Origin of the sequence: Terrabacter sp. GCM10028922, assembly GCF_042666095.1 — a bacterium.
Taxonomy (GTDB): domain Bacteria; phylum Actinomycetota; class Actinomycetes; order Actinomycetales; family Dermatophilaceae; genus Terrabacter.
The window spans coordinates 128,145-141,234 of record NZ_JBHTFG010000002.1; the positions used below are offsets into that span (position 1 = coordinate 128,145).

Sequence of the window (13,090 nt, forward strand, 5' to 3'; positions counted from 1 at the left end):
ACTCGTCACCACGATGAATGATGCGCAACCCCGACCATCCGAGTCCGACGGCCCCGACACTCCCGAGCGCCCCCTTGGCGCCGACGCCGGAGTCGAAGCGCCGGTGCTGACGCGCCAGATCCCACCACCGATCGAGATGGTCACGCTCCTCGGTCCCCGTGACGAGCTGCTGCGCACCATGGAGCGCCAGTTCCCCCTCGTGGACACCCACGTGCGCGGCAACGAGATGACCTTCGTCGGCCCGGCCGGCGAGCTCGAGATCATCGACTCGCTCCTCGACGAGCTCCTCGTCATCGTCGAGACCGGCCAGCCGCTCAACCGCGACGCGGTCGAGCGCTCCATCTCGATGCTGCGCAACCAGACCGTCGAGCGCCCTGCCGACGTGCTCACGATGAACATCGTCAGCAACCGAGGCCGCACGATCCGGCCCAAGACCCTCAACCAGAAGCGCTACGTCGACGCGATCGACCAGCACACCATCGTCTTCGGCATCGGGCCCGCAGGTACGGGCAAGACCTATCTCGCCATGGCCAAGGCCGTCGCCGCCCTGCAGGCGAAGCAGGTCAACCGCATCATTCTCACCCGTCCGGCCGTCGAGGCAGGGGAGCGCCTCGGCTTCCTGCCCGGGACGCTCAACGACAAGATCGACCCGTACCTGCGTCCGCTCTACGATGCGTTGCACGACATGGTGTCGCCCGAGACGATCCCCAAGCTCATGGCTGCCGGCACCATCGAGGTCGCGCCCCTGGCCTACATGCGTGGCCGATCCCTCAACGACGCGTTCATCATCCTCGACGAGGCGCAGAACACCTCGAGCGAGCAGATGAAGATGTTCCTGACCCGCCTCGGGTTCGGCTCCAAGATGGTCGTCACCGGTGACATCACACAGGTCGACCTGCCCGGTGGCACGAAGTCCGGCCTCAAGATCGTGCGCGAGATCCTCGGCGACGTCGACGACATCCACTTCGCCGAGCTGACCTCCCACGACGTCGTCCGGCACCGGCTGGTCAGCGCCATCGTCGACGCCTACGAGCGTGACGATGCCCGCGCGCAGAAACGGGCTCGGCGCCTCGCCCGGGACGTGGGGCCCAACGCGGGCGGGTCCGGCAGGCCGGCCACACGGCATACGCCATCGGCTCAGCCGGACGCCCAGGAGGACCTCGCGTGAGCATCGACGTCCTCAACGAGACCGACGCCGAGGTGGACGAGCTGGAGCTGCTCGCGTGCGCCGCGTACGTCATGGAGCAGATGCGTGTGCACGCGCAGGCGGACCTCTGCATCAAGCTCGTCGACGAGGAGGCGATGGAGGTCCTCCACGTCCAGTGGATGGACCTCCCCGGCCCCACCGACGTGATGAGCTTCCCGATGGACGAGCTCCGGCCCGGACGTGAGGGGCAGGAGCCCGAGGAGGGCACGCTCGGCGACATCGTGCTGTGCCCGTCGGTCGCGACGAAGCAGGCGCTCGAGGCGGGGCATGCGCCCATCGAGGAGATGCTGCTGCTCACGACACACGGCATCCTGCACCTGCTCGGCTACGACCACGCCGAGCCCGACGAGGAGCGCGAGATGTTCGAGCTGCAACGCCAGCTGCTGCTGACGTTCCTCGCCACACGCAACCGCCCCAGCGCCTGACGGCGAGCGAGAGAACGACATGCTTCCGCAGTTCGCCCTCCCGGCACTCATCAGCATCGTCGTGGCGTTCGTGCTCTCGGCCGCAGAGGCCGCGATCTTCCGGATGTCGCGCGTGCGCGCGCAGGAGCTCTTCGACGAGGGACGGTCCGGAGCCAAGTCGCTCATGACCGTCGTCGGCGACTCACCGGCCTACCTGTCAGTCATCGCGTTCCTGCGCGTCGTGGCCGAGGCCACCGCGGCGGTGCTCGTCACGCTCGCCGTTTCGGGCCAGGTCGAGTCGACCTGGAGCCGGGCCCTCATCAGCATCGCCATCATGGCCGTCGTCTCCTTCGTCGTGGTCGGGGTCTCGCCGCGCACCCTCGGGCGGCAGAACTACGACACGGTCGCCCTGTGGAGCGCGCCGTTCGCCGTCGGCCTGCGCCGCGTCCTCGGGCCGGTGGCCAAGCTCCTCGTGGTGCTGGGCAACGCCGTCACGCCCGGCAAGGGCTACACCGACGGGCCGTTCCAGACCGAGTCGGAGCTGCGCGACCTCGTCGACATGGCCGGTGACTCCGAGGTCATCGAGGCCGACGAGCGCGAGATGATCCACTCCGTCTTCGAGCTCGGTGACACGGTGGCTCGCGCGGTCATGGTGCCCCGCACCGACATGGTGGTGCTCGACGCCGACAAGACGCTGCGCAGCGCGATGTCGCTCTTCCTGCGTTCGGGCTTCTCGCGCATCCCCGTTGTGGGCGAGGACAGCGACGACGTGCGTGGCCTGCTCTACTTCAAGGACGTTGCACGGCGCCTCAACGCGGCCCCCGAGGACGGGCGCCATCTCGCGACCGAGGTGATGCGGCCGATGCACTTCGTGCCCGAGAGCAAGCCGGTCGACGACCTGCTCCGCGAGATGCAGCGCGACCAGAACCACTTCGCCATCGTCGTCGACGAGTACGGCGGCACTGCCGGGCTCATCACGATCGAGGACATCATCGAGGAGATCGTCGGCGAGATCGCCGACGAGCACGACCGCGAGGCGCCGGGCGTCGAGGAGCTCGAGGACGGCACGTTGCGTGTGCCGGCCTCGATGGACATCGACGACCTCGCAGAGCTCTTCGACGTGACCATCGACGAGGAGGACGTCGACACCGTCGGCGGCCTGCTGACGAAGGTCATCGGGCGGGTGCCGATCGTCGGGTCGTCCGGTACGGTCGCTGGGCTGGAGCTGACGGCCGAACGGATGGCCGGACGCCGACACCGCGTCGCGTCGGTCATCGTGCACCGTGCGCAGGTGCCGGAGGACGACGTCATGCGCCACGAGACGGAGGACGCCCATGGGCACCCAGGACGCTGACCCGAACCCAGGCGACAGCGACGCGTTCCGCGCCGGGTTCGCCTGTCTCATAGGGCGGCCCAACGCCGGCAAGTCCACGCTGACCAACGCGCTCGTGGGCCAGAAGGTGGCGATCACCAGCTCCAAGCCCCAGACGACGAGGCACACGATCCGCGGCGTCGCCACGACTGCGACGGCCCAGCTGATCCTCGTCGACACCCCCGGGCTGCACAAGCCGCGCACCCTGCTCGGCGAGCGGCTCAACGACCTCGTCCGCGAGACCCTGCTCGAGGTCGACGTCATCGGCTTCTGCCTCCCCGCCGACCAGCGCATCGGGCCGGGTGACTCGTTCATCGCCAGGGAGCTGGCGGAGCTGCGCTCCGTGCGCCGGCGCCCGGTCGTCGCCATCGCGACGAAGGCCGACGCCGTCGACCGCGAGCGCGTGGCCGAGCACCTCATCGCGATCGACCGGCTGGGGGAGTGGGACGCCATCATCCCGTGCTCGGCCGTGTCGGGCGAGCAGGTCGAGGAGGTGCGCGACGTCCTCTCGTCGTACCTGCCGCGGTCCCCGCAGCTGTACCCGGACGGCGTGCTGACCGACGAGCCCGAGATGGTCATGATCGCCGAGCTCGTTCGCGAAGCTGCGCTCGAGGGCGTGCGTGACGAGCTCCCGCACTCGCTCGCGGTCGTCGTCGAGGAGATGGTGCCGCGCGAGGGCCGTCCCGAGGACAACCCGCTGCTCGACGTGCGGGTCAACGTCTTCGTCGAGCGCCCCAGCCAGAAGGCCATCGTCATCGGCCGCGGCGGCTCGCGGCTGCGTGAGGTCGGCACCAACGCTCGCAAGGGCATCGAGGCGCTGCTCGGCCAGAAGGTCTTCCTCGACCTGCACGTCAAGGTCGCCAAGGACTGGCAGCGCGACCCCAAGCAGCTGCAGCGTCTCGGCTTCTGACGCCGCGTCGCTGCCCTCCGGAGAACCGGGCGGGGGCGGCCTCCGGTGACTACACTCGGGAGCCAGGAGGCGGTCATGGCTGAGATGGCGGCGCACGACCACGAGCTCGAGGTTCTCGAGGACGACCAGACGGTGCCCCCGCGGCCCGAGGAGCAGATCGCGGACGCACGCGACGAGGTCTCGACGCCGGATGAGGCAGGCGACGCAACGGCCCAGTGACCGACGCCGAGGACTCGTGGGGTCGAGGAGGCTCGTGCTCAACGGGCAGCGCGCGGAGGCGCGATGCCGCTCGGACGTGCCTCCACCGGTCTGACCTCGGTTTCGGCGATCCGGTCACGCGTCCCCCTCTGCGCCCCTAGCGTCGTCTCCTCGAGGACGGGTGCGGTCTCCCGTCAGGCCAGGGGAGGGAGGGCCCGTGCGCTACACCTACAGCGATGTCACAGACCGCGCGGACCTCGTGGCGCCGTATCCCGAAGTGGTGGCCACCTTCGAAGCGGTCGGCTGGCGGCCCCTCGGGCGGTACGCGCTCGAGCTCCCTGACCGGGTCGTCGAACGGCTTGTCGCGGGCTACTCCGAGCCCGCGAGGTCCGAGTTCAGGGCGCACCTGCCAGACGTGACGACCACCCTCGTCTCGCCGGACGGAGAGGTCTCCGCGTTCGTCTCGTGGTTCTGGGAGGAGCCGGCGGTACGGCTCGCGAGCGTGCTTTCCGACGGCACGCTGGTGGAGACGTCGCGCCTCTGGACGAGACGGCCTCCCTGGCCTCGTGCCATGAGGTCGGGATGGGCGGGCATGGACCTGCGTGAGGAGGTCGAGAGGTCGAGCGTGCCCCGACACGGCCGCTCCGTCAGAGGTGTCCTGACGGGCGACCTCGCCGACGTGGCGTCACTGTCGGCTCTCGTCGACGCCCACCGGGCGCACGTCGAGGATTTCCGCTCGGCCTGCGTGCCGTTCGCGTCCATCGGCGATGTGATCGCTGTGCGTCGCAAGGCGTTCGAGCACGATCTTCGGGTCCGCAACCGTGCGGTGGCGGTGCTAGCGGCCCTGCTCCTCCTCAGCGCAGTGGTGCTGGGATGGCTCACGGGCGCCTCTCCGCTCGCACGGAACACCACCTGGCTGGGTCTGCTGCTCGAGTCAGCGGTCCTGCTGGTCGCGATGACCCTGGCCCAGGGGTGGTTGCTGCGCACGCTGTCCTACGTGCGCTGGATCCGCCCGTCCTACCGATGAGGACGGGTCTCAGGATGCGGGCAGCGGTCCCGAAGGGTGGACGCGAACGCAGCGACCGGCATACGGTGGCTTCGTGCGTGCGGTGAGCCTCCTCCTTCTCTGCCGCGACGAGGCCTGATCCCGGCCCTCCTCGTCGCGGAGTTTCCCGTGTCCGGCCGGACACCGAGCGAAACGCAGACGAGAGAGTGAAGCGATGATCCACCCCCAGCAGACGTCGGGTATGCCGTTCCGGAAGTACGTCCCCTTCCACGAGCAGATCCCGTTCGAGCTCCCGGACCGCACGTGGCCGACGAAGCGCATCGAGCACGCGCCCCGCTGGTGCGCCGTGGACCTGCGCGACGGCAACCAGGCCCTCATCGACCCGATGAACTCCGAGCGCAAGCTGCGGATGTTCCAGCTCCTCGTGAAGATGGGCTACAAGGAGATCGAGGTCGGGTTCCCGTCGGCGAGCCAGACGGACTACGACTTCTGCCGCGAGCTCATCGAGGGTGGCCACATCCCCGACGACGTGACGATCCAGGTGCTGACGCAGTGCCGCGACCACCTGATCGAGCGGACCTACGACGCGATCCGCGGCAGCAAGCAGGCCATCGTCCACTTCTACAACTCGACGTCGGCGCTCCAGCGCAAGGTGGTCTTCGGGCTCGACCAGGACGGCATCATCGACATCGCCGTCCAGGCCGCACGCCTGTGCCGCAAGCTCGAGGAGACCATCCCCGACACGCAGGTGTACTACGAGTACTCCCCGGAGTCCTACACCGGCACCGAGCTCGACTTCGCGATGCGCATCTGCAACGCGGTCGTCGACGTCATCGACCCGACGCCCGACCACAAGATGATCGTCAACCTGCCGGCCACGGTCGAGATGGCGACGCCCAACGTCTACGCCGACTCGATCGAGTGGATGATCCGCAACCTCGAGCGGCGTGAGTCGATCGTCGTGAGCCTGCACCCGCACAACGACCGTGGCACCGGCGTCGCGGCCGCGGAGCTCGGCTACCTCGCCGGCGCCGACCGCATCGAGGGCTGCCTCTTTGGCAACGGCGAGCGCACCGGCAACGTCTGCCTCGTCACCCTCGGCATGAACCTCTTCAGCCAGGGCATCGACCCGCAGATCGACTTCGGCGACATCGACGAGGTACGCCGCACGGTCGAGTACTGCAACCAGCTGCCCGTGGGTGAGCGCCACCCCTACGGCGGGGACCTCGTCTTCACGGCCTTCTCCGGGTCGCACCAGGACGCCATCAAGAAGGGCTTCGAGGCGATGGCGGCCGAGGCGAAGGAGAAGGGCACGAGCATCGACGACCTCGTCTGGGGCGTCCCGTACCTGCCGATCGACCCGCACGACCTCGGTCGGTCCTACGAGGCCGTCGTTCGCGTCAACAGCCAGTCCGGCAAGGGTGGCGTCGCGTACATCATGAAGACCGAGCACCAGATGGACCTGCCGCGCCGGCTGCAGATCGAGTTCTCCGGTGTGGTGCAGCGGGGCGTCGACCAGGACGGTGGCGAGGTGGCCCCTGCCGAGCTGTGGGCGAGGTTCCAGGACGAGTACCTCCCGAACCCCGAGAAGGTCTGGGGCCGCTTCGCGCTCGTCAACGTCGTCACCGACTCGACAGTGGACGGCTCGAGCACCATCGAGGCCACCGTCACCGACGGCGGGGAGCCCGTCACGGTCACGGGCACCGGCAACGGTCCGATCGCGGCCTTCGTCGACGCACTGTCGACGATCGAGGGCACGCCGGACGTGCGAGTGCTCGACTATGCCGAGCACGCGCTGTCCGCTGGTGGCGACGCCCGCGCCGCGGCGTACGTCGAGTGCGCGGTCGGCGAGCGCGTCCTCTGGGGCGTCGGTGTCGACCCGTCCATCGTCACGGCATCGATCAAGGCGATCGTGTCGGCCGTCAACCGGGCCGAGCGCGACGCCTGACCGGACGCCCCGGATGACCCCTCCACCCGTGAGGTAGCGTCAGGCGCCATGGAGTCCCCGGTCGGTCGAGCCCTGCTCAGACTGGCCGGGGTCTCGCTCGTCGCCGTCGCGGTCGTCTGCCTGGTCGCGCCGCGCCCCGTCAACGTCGGGCACCGTTGGCAGGTGGTCGTGCCGGTCTGCGCGGCACTCGTGCTGCTCGTCGCAGTCGTGCGGGTTCCGCAGTGGGCGAAGGGCCGCTGGGTGCCGGTCGTCGTGGCCGTCGGCGGGGGAGTGGTCGCGACGTTCATCGGCCTGATGACCCGCTACCGCTACGGCTGGGACGCCCGTGTCGTCATGGACCTGGCGCGTTCCCTGCAGAGCGGTCGTCCGTTGGGATCCGCGGACTACGACTACCTCTCCCTCTACCCGAACAACCTGCCCCTCCTCGCCATCGACCGCACGGGTGTCGCTGTGGCACAAGGCTTCTCGCTGGCGCCGGACGCCGTCCTCATCCCGCTCAACGGCATCTGCGTCGGGGTGACCCTGTATGCCGTCCACCTCCTCGTCGTGCGGATGGCAGGGCGAGGTGCCTCCATGGTTGCGCAGCTCGCGACACTCCTGCTCGTCGGCACGAGCCCGTGGCTCGCGGTGCCGTACACCGACTTCTACGCGATGCCGTTCGTCGTGGGCGGAGTCGCGCTGGCCGTCACGGCGCTCGCCCCGGGGCCGCGTAGGGGCAGGGTCGTGCTGTGGGTGCTCGCGGTGGCGGCGCTCTCGGTCGGCTACGCCATCAAGACGACCCCCGTCGTCATCGTCATCGCGGTGGTCCTGACCGCGGTCATCGGCATCTTCGACCACGACCTGGCGCCCGCGCGGCGGGCGCGGGTGATCGCGGCGTGCGCCGCGTCGATGGTCGTGTTCGTCGGCCTCGGGACCGCCCTGTCCGTCGCCGCGACCTGGGTCTCAGGCGTCGACCAGACACGCATCGACCCCGATGTCACACCGCCGGTCGTCTGGTGGGTCGCGCTCGGTGCCGACGAGCAACGCTCGCCCACCGGAGTCGTCAACTACGGGGCGTACTCGCGCGAGATGGTCGACGCCCTTGCCGGGCGCACACCCGACGAGATGCGGGCGTATGCCGTGGACTTCCTCGGCGACCGGTGGGCCGAGCGCGGTCTCGGCGGCACGCTCGCGTTCTACGGCAGCAAGGCCGCCTGGAACTGGGGCGACGGGATGTTCTGGGCCTGGGGAGAGGGGCCCGACTCGCTGCCGGGGACGTTGGCACCGGCCACCGGAGTCACGGGCATCGTCCACGAGGTCAACGGCTTCCACGGCACGGGCTACGCGTTGAGGGCCGACCTGACGCAGGCCCTCTGGCTGGCCCTGCTGCTGGTGGCCGGCATCGGTCTGCTCCGGGCTCCCTATCGCCGCGAGACGTTGCTCCTCGCCCTGTCGGTGCTCGGCATCGCCGCCTTCACGCTCGTGCTGCAGGGTCGCTCGCGCTACCTCTTCGCCTTCGTGCCGCTCGTCGTGGCCCTCGCCGCGACGGTGCACGGCTCGATCCCGCGCCTCGCGGGCCGACGGGTCCGCTGACGCCGCCACAGCGAAGATGCCGGGTGGCATCAGGAGTGCGCATCCGCCTCACGGGTGCGTCGTGCACCACGGCCCTTTGCCGGAACGGCGCACCTCCGCCGTGGCCGCGCGCACCACGGGTGCCACCGCCGCATCACGTCAGTCGATCGAGCCGCCGAGCACGGCGTCGACGGCGGCCAGGGCGGCAGCGTCGCCGTCTCGGGTGATGTCGCCCTCGACCGGGCGGTTCCAGAGCCAGCAGTCGAGGTCTGCAGCCGAGCCGCAGATCTCAGCGGCTGCATCCGCGTCAGGCCCGTCGCTGACGAGGAACCGTTGCACGTCGATCTCGTCACCGTCCTCGTCGGTGCCCGTGATGCGTACCGGCGTCACGGTCCACGCATGCATGGCGTCGACCGTGGCTATGGTGACGGCGGGTCCGGTCGCCTCGTGGGTCAGCCCCGGTTCGGGCTCGTAGCCGCGCATGACGCGCAGCGCTTCGTCCACGCCGTCGGCGGCGAGCCGGCAGTCGATCGGGCTCCGGTCGCCGACCGTGAGCTCGGCGTCGAGCCGGTGGATGAGCGCCTCGTGCGCCTGCCGGCGCTGGATGTAGCCGGCGGACTTGTCGTCGGCCCACATCCACAACGGCGTCTCGGGCGGCAGCCCGGACAGCACGCGGTGCAGGCGCTCGCTCGAGCGGTCGTAGTACTCGAGCAGACCCGCGCGGTCGACCGGTCGATCGGGACGGTCGGCGTTCATCGCATCGAGCTCGGCCGGGTCGGTGAGCCCGCGTTCGGCGATCTCGCCCCAGAACCACTGCACCTCGCCGAGGTGCCACAGCAGGTCGTCGGCATCCCAGTCGGGACAGGTGGGCACTCGGTCGCCGGCGGGGGCGGTGGCCAGCACCTCCCGGAACCGGGCCGAGTCGGCCGCGAGGTGGTCGAGGAAGGGGAGCTGGCCACCTGAGCGGCTGGACGGCATACGGGATCTCCTGTCAGCGGACGCCGGCGACACGGAACTGCACGGAGATGCGCGGCCCCATCGGCTCTGACGTCTTCGGGACCGAATGGTCCCACGTCCGCTGGCACGAGCCGCCCATCACGACGAGGTCACCATGTCCGAGGGGATACCGCAAGCTCTTTGTGCTCGACCCGGGGATGGCGCCGCCGTCGCGCGGGCGCAGGGCCAGGGTGCGGGCCGACCCGAGCGAGAGGATGGCCACCATCGTGTCGCTGTCGCGCGAGCGGCCGATGCGGTCGCCGTGCCAGGCGACGCTGTCGCGTCCGTCCCGGTAGAGGCACAGGCCGGCGGTCACGAACGGTTCGCCGAGCTCGGCGGCGTAGTGGCGGCTCAGCGCGTCGCGCGCCTCGACGAGGATCGGGTGGGGCAGCTGCTCCCCAGCGGCGTAGAACTTCGTGAGACGCGGCACGTCCACCACCGAGTCGTACATCTGCCGCCGCTCCGCGTGCCATGGCACGTCGCGCAGGAGCACGGTGAACAGCTCGTCGCCGGTGGCGAGCCAGCCGGGTCGCACGTCGACCCACGCCCCGCGACCGAGCTGGTGACGGGTCATGCCGGTGCCGACGTCGCGCAGTGTCATCTCGTCGGTGAGGTCGAGCAGCGACCCCTGCAGGTTGAGGTCCATGCATCCACGATAACCCAGACCTCGAACGCGTGTTCGACTCGGCGTGAAGGTGCCGAAGCCGACTTCGCGTGGGCGGCGCGTGCGGTGCGGTCTGGCCGTGCGCGCGGTGGAGAATGGCCCCATGCCCCTTTACCGTGACGAGGCGATCGTCCTGCGCACCCACAAGCTGGGTGAGGCCGACCGCATCATCACGATGCTCACGCGCACGCGCGGCCGGGTCCGCGCCGTCGCCAAAGGTGTCCGGCGGACGAAGTCGCGCTTCGGCTCGAGGCTCGAGCCGGGGATGATCGTCGACGTCCAGTGCTACGAGGGCCGCAACCTCGACACTGTCACCCAGGCCGAGACGCTGGCACCCTACGGCGATGCGATCGCCCGCAACTACACGGCCTACACCTGTGCGACCTCGATGCTCGAGACCGCGCTCCAGCTGACCGAGGAGCACGAGCCGCAGACCCAGCAGTACCTCCTCCTCGGCGGCGCCCTGCGCTCGCTCGCCGAGCGGGCGCACGACCCGGGGCTCGTCCTCGACGCGTACCTGCTCCGCTCGCTCGCCGTCGCGGGGTGGGCGCCCAGCTTCGTCGACTGCGCGCGCTGCGGGGCGCCGGGCCCGCACCGGGCGTTCAACGTGCAGTCCGGTGGCGCCGTCTGCTCCGTATGCCGTCCGCCCGGTTCGAGCGCGCCCGCCCCCGAGACCTTCGAGCTGCTCGCCTCGCTGCTCACCGGCGACTGGGAGGTTGCCGACGCGAGCGACGAGCGACATCGCAGACAGGGCAACGGCCTCGTCTCGGCCTTCCTCCAGTGGCACATCGAGCGTGGGCTGCGGTCGTTGCGCCTTGTCGAGCGTGCCTGAGCCACAAGCGAGCTCACCATCCAACGGAGACCCATGACCGTCCTGCCCTTCCCGCACCCGTCCGGAGCCACAGCGCCGTCGATCCCGGCCGACCTCCTGCCGAAGCACGTGGCGATCGTCATGGACGGCAACGGTCGGTGGGCCAACGCCCGCGGCCTGCCGCGGACCAAGGGCCACGAGGCAGGCGAGGCGTCGCTGCTCGATGTCGTGGCGGGGGCGATCGAGGTCGGGGTGACCCACCTGTCGGCGTACGCGTTCTCGACCGAGAACTGGCGCCGGTCGCCCGACGAGGTGCGCTTCCTCATGGGCTTCAACCGCGACGTCATCAGACGCCGTCGCGACCAGCTCCACGAGTGGGGCGTGCGCATGCGCTGGGTCGGTCGCGCGCCCCGGCTCTGGCGCTCCGTCATCAAGGAGCTCGAGATCGCCCAGGAGCTGACGAAGCACAACACGGGGCTCACCCTCTACTTCTGCGTCAACTACGGCGGCCGCGCCGAGATCGCCGACGCCGTCCAGCGGATCGCCCACGACGTCAAGGACGGCCGGCTTCGACCCGGCTCGGTCGACGAGAAGACGATCAAGCGTTACCTGGACGAGCCGACGATGCCCGACGTGGACCTGTTCGTGCGGTCGTCGGGGGAGCAGCGCACGAGCAACTTCCTGCTGTGGCAGTCGGCGTACGCCGAGATGGTCTTCCAGAACCGGCTCTGGCCCGACTACGACCGACGCGACCTGTGGGCCGCGGTCGAGGAGTACGTCGCACGTGACCGCCGCTACGGCGGAGCGGTCGACACCCCGACCACTTCCGCCTGAGGGCCAGCCCGACGAGCGACCCTGACGGGCCCGAGCCACCCTCACGGGCCCGAGCCACCGGTGTGCGGGTGGCGTCGATCCAAAAGGGTGGCTTCACACCCTCAGCGACGCTCGATGGGGCCGCGCCGGCCGCGGCTGCGGGCAATGGCTGCGCGGATGCGGGCCCAGAGTGCGGCGGGATCGTCCAGGTCGGCCCACGTCACCCGGACCACGGTCCATCCCTCGTCCTCGAGGGCGTCCTGTCGCCGCTTCTCCTGCCACAGCACATTGCCCGCGCGCTGCGGGTCGGTGTACTTGACCTTCCCGTCGAACTCGAGCAGCACCGAGGTCCCGTCGATGCGGAAGTCGACGCGTCGCGTGCCCAGCCGCGTCGTGATCTTCAGCTGTGGGGTGACAGCCACACCGAGGTCAGCCATCAGATGGGCCAGGCGGGTCTCGCCTGCCGACTCGTGCCGGCCGTCGCACCGACCGAGAGCGGCCGCGGTCCGGCGCAGTCCAGGGTGCCCGGTCAGGAGCTCGACTGCCGACTGCAGCTCCTCACGCGTCACGCACTCGGTGCGGACCGCCGCATCAGCCGCGATGGCCGCATCCATGGCGCCCGCCGTCAGACCGGTCTGGACGATCGCCACGGCCAGCGGCACAACGCAGCCGAGTCCCGGGTGCGACGTGATGGTGAGCCCCGGCACCTGCGAGTGGCTGACCAGGTGGGGTCGGCGCCGGGTGACCCTGTCACGGATGCGCGTCACGTGGACCGCCCCCAGATCGGCTCGCCACACCGGCAGGCCTGCTGCCACCACGCGGGACTGGTGGCTCAACGCCGCTCGGCCGTCGAGGTGACGGAGCACGGCCCGGCTCCGCAGCACGTGCCGATCGGTGTCGCCAGCCGGTGTCCGAGTCGCGTACCAACCCGTGCACAGTCGATGAAGGACGCGGGCGCCGAGGAGGCGGCGCACCTCGTGGGAGTCGATGCCCCGCGCCGCGAGCTGTGCGGCGCTGACGACGTCGTCGGCGGCATACGGGAGGAGCTGGTCCGGGGTGGTCACGCACTCATGGTCGGCGGGCCGGCCGTCCCATGGTCGTCGCGGAGTCGGACCTGTGGAGAGGGTCGATCCACCGTGAGGAGGTGTGGACGACGCCGCCACGTCGGCACCGAGCCACCCTCCCGGCGCCGAGCCACCGGTGTGCGGGT

At 70.2% G+C, this 13,090-nt stretch carries 13 protein-coding genes; 10 read left to right on the forward strand and 3 right to left on the reverse strand.

Annotated features, from left to right (window positions below):
• Nucleotides 1-13: 13 nt before the first annotated feature.
• The 8 genes from ACFQU3_RS01980 (at nt 14) to ACFQU3_RS02015 (ending at nt 8,617) form a co-directional block, all read left to right on the forward strand.
• Nucleotides 14-1,168, forward strand: a complete 1,155-nt coding sequence (locus tag ACFQU3_RS01980) for a PhoH family protein (RefSeq protein ID WP_385905711.1) — start codon at nt 14-16, stop codon at nt 1,166-1,168.
• Nucleotides 1,165-1,632 carry an rRNA maturation RNase YbeY gene (ybeY, locus tag ACFQU3_RS01985; RefSeq protein ID WP_385905714.1) on the forward strand — a complete coding sequence of 156 codons (468 nt, stop codon included), beginning with the start codon at nt 1,165-1,167 and terminating at the stop codon, nt 1,630-1,632. The genes ACFQU3_RS01980 and ybeY overlap by 4 nt, the downstream gene beginning before the upstream one ends.
• Nucleotides 1,633-1,651: 19 nt before the next feature.
• A complete protein-coding gene (locus ACFQU3_RS01990) occupies nt 1,652-2,965 on the forward strand; it encodes a hemolysin family protein (RefSeq protein ID WP_385905717.1) in 1,314 nt (437 codons plus the stop codon).
• On the forward strand, nt 2,946-3,893 hold the full coding sequence (gene era / locus ACFQU3_RS01995; RefSeq protein WP_385905720.1) for a GTPase Era: 948 nt from the start codon (nt 2,946-2,948) through the stop codon (nt 3,891-3,893). Before ACFQU3_RS01990 ends, era begins: the two co-directional genes overlap by 20 nt.
• Nucleotides 3,894-3,968: 75 nt before the next feature.
• The gene (locus ACFQU3_RS02000; RefSeq protein ID WP_385905723.1) at nt 3,969-4,112 is read left to right on the forward strand and encodes a hypothetical protein; all 144 of its coding nucleotides are present in this window, start codon (nt 3,969-3,971) and stop codon (nt 4,110-4,112) included.
• Between the two features lie 196 nt (nt 4,113-4,308).
• Nucleotides 4,309-5,118, forward strand: a complete 810-nt coding sequence (locus ACFQU3_RS02005) for a hypothetical protein (RefSeq protein ID WP_385905726.1) — start codon at nt 4,309-4,311, stop codon at nt 5,116-5,118.
• Nucleotides 5,119-5,311: 193 nt separating this feature from the next.
• Complete coding sequence (gene leuA / locus ACFQU3_RS02010) at nt 5,312-7,045, forward strand: 2-isopropylmalate synthase (RefSeq protein ID WP_385905729.1); 1,734 nt, start codon at nt 5,312-5,314, stop codon at nt 7,043-7,045.
• Between the two features lie 48 nt (nt 7,046-7,093).
• Nucleotides 7,094-8,617 (forward strand): hypothetical protein, encoded by a 1,524-nt coding sequence (locus tag ACFQU3_RS02015; protein ID WP_385905732.1) that lies wholly within the window; start codon nt 7,094-7,096, stop codon nt 8,615-8,617.
• 138 nt (nt 8,618-8,755) lie between these two features.
• Here the strand turns inward: ACFQU3_RS02015 and ACFQU3_RS02020 are convergent, their stop codons facing one another.
• Together ACFQU3_RS02020 and ACFQU3_RS02025 are read right to left on the reverse strand one after the other, a co-directional pair.
• The gene (locus tag ACFQU3_RS02020; RefSeq protein ID WP_385905735.1) at nt 8,756-9,574 is read right to left on the reverse strand and encodes a maleylpyruvate isomerase family mycothiol-dependent enzyme; all 819 of its coding nucleotides are present in this window, start codon (nt 9,572-9,574) and stop codon (nt 8,756-8,758) included.
• 13 nt (nt 9,575-9,587) lie between these two features.
• On the reverse strand, nt 9,588-10,238 hold the full coding sequence (locus tag ACFQU3_RS02025; protein ID WP_385905737.1) for an alpha-ketoglutarate-dependent dioxygenase AlkB: 651 nt from the start codon (nt 10,236-10,238) through the stop codon (nt 9,588-9,590).
• Between the two features lie 121 nt (nt 10,239-10,359).
• On the opposite strand from ACFQU3_RS02025, the gene recO reads away from it, so the two are divergent.
• Nucleotides 10,360-11,088, forward strand: coding sequence for a DNA repair protein RecO (recO, locus tag ACFQU3_RS02030; protein ID WP_385905740.1), 729 nt, complete (start codon nt 10,360-10,362; stop codon nt 11,086-11,088).
• Nucleotides 11,089-11,121: 33 nt separating this feature from the next.
• On the forward strand, nt 11,122-11,901 hold the full coding sequence (locus ACFQU3_RS02035) for an isoprenyl transferase (protein ID WP_385905743.1): 780 nt from the start codon (nt 11,122-11,124) through the stop codon (nt 11,899-11,901).
• Between the two features lie 101 nt (nt 11,902-12,002).
• On the opposite strand, the gene ACFQU3_RS02040 is transcribed toward ACFQU3_RS02035, so the two are convergent.
• Nucleotides 12,003-12,944 carry a hypothetical protein gene (locus tag ACFQU3_RS02040; protein ID WP_385905746.1) on the reverse strand — a complete coding sequence of 314 codons (942 nt, stop codon included), beginning with the start codon at nt 12,942-12,944 and terminating at the stop codon, nt 12,003-12,005.
• Nucleotides 12,945-13,090 lie beyond the last annotated feature (146 nt).

What these genes read in the sequence shown, in the direction of transcription:
- ACFQU3_RS01980 (WP_385905711.1), top strand. Translation starts at nt 14, where the DNA reads ATGAATGATGCGCAACCCCGACCATCCGAGTCCGACGGCCCCGACACT.
- ACFQU3_RS01990 (WP_385905717.1), top strand. Translation starts at nt 1,652, where the DNA reads ATGCTTCCGCAGTTCGCCCTCCCGGCACTCATCAGCATCGTCGTGGCG.
- era (WP_385905720.1), top strand. Translation starts at nt 2,946, where the DNA reads ATGGGCACCCAGGACGCTGACCCGAACCCAGGCGACAGCGACGCGTTC.
- ACFQU3_RS02000 (WP_385905723.1), top strand. Translation starts at nt 3,969, where the DNA reads ATGGCTGAGATGGCGGCGCACGACCACGAGCTCGAGGTTCTCGAGGAC.
- leuA (WP_385905729.1), top strand. Translation starts at nt 5,312, where the DNA reads ATGATCCACCCCCAGCAGACGTCGGGTATGCCGTTCCGGAAGTACGTC.
- ACFQU3_RS02015 (WP_385905732.1), top strand. Translation starts at nt 7,094, where the DNA reads ATGGAGTCCCCGGTCGGTCGAGCCCTGCTCAGACTGGCCGGGGTCTCG.
- ACFQU3_RS02020 (WP_385905735.1), bottom strand. Translation starts at nt 9,574, where the DNA reads ATGCCGTCCAGCCGCTCAGGTGGCCAGCTCCCCTTCCTCGACCACCTC.
- ACFQU3_RS02025 (WP_385905737.1), bottom strand. Translation starts at nt 10,238, where the DNA reads ATGGACCTCAACCTGCAGGGGTCGCTGCTCGACCTCACCGACGAGATG.
- recO (WP_385905740.1), top strand. Translation starts at nt 10,360, where the DNA reads ATGCCCCTTTACCGTGACGAGGCGATCGTCCTGCGCACCCACAAGCTG.
- ACFQU3_RS02035 (WP_385905743.1), top strand. Translation starts at nt 11,122, where the DNA reads ATGACCGTCCTGCCCTTCCCGCACCCGTCCGGAGCCACAGCGCCGTCG.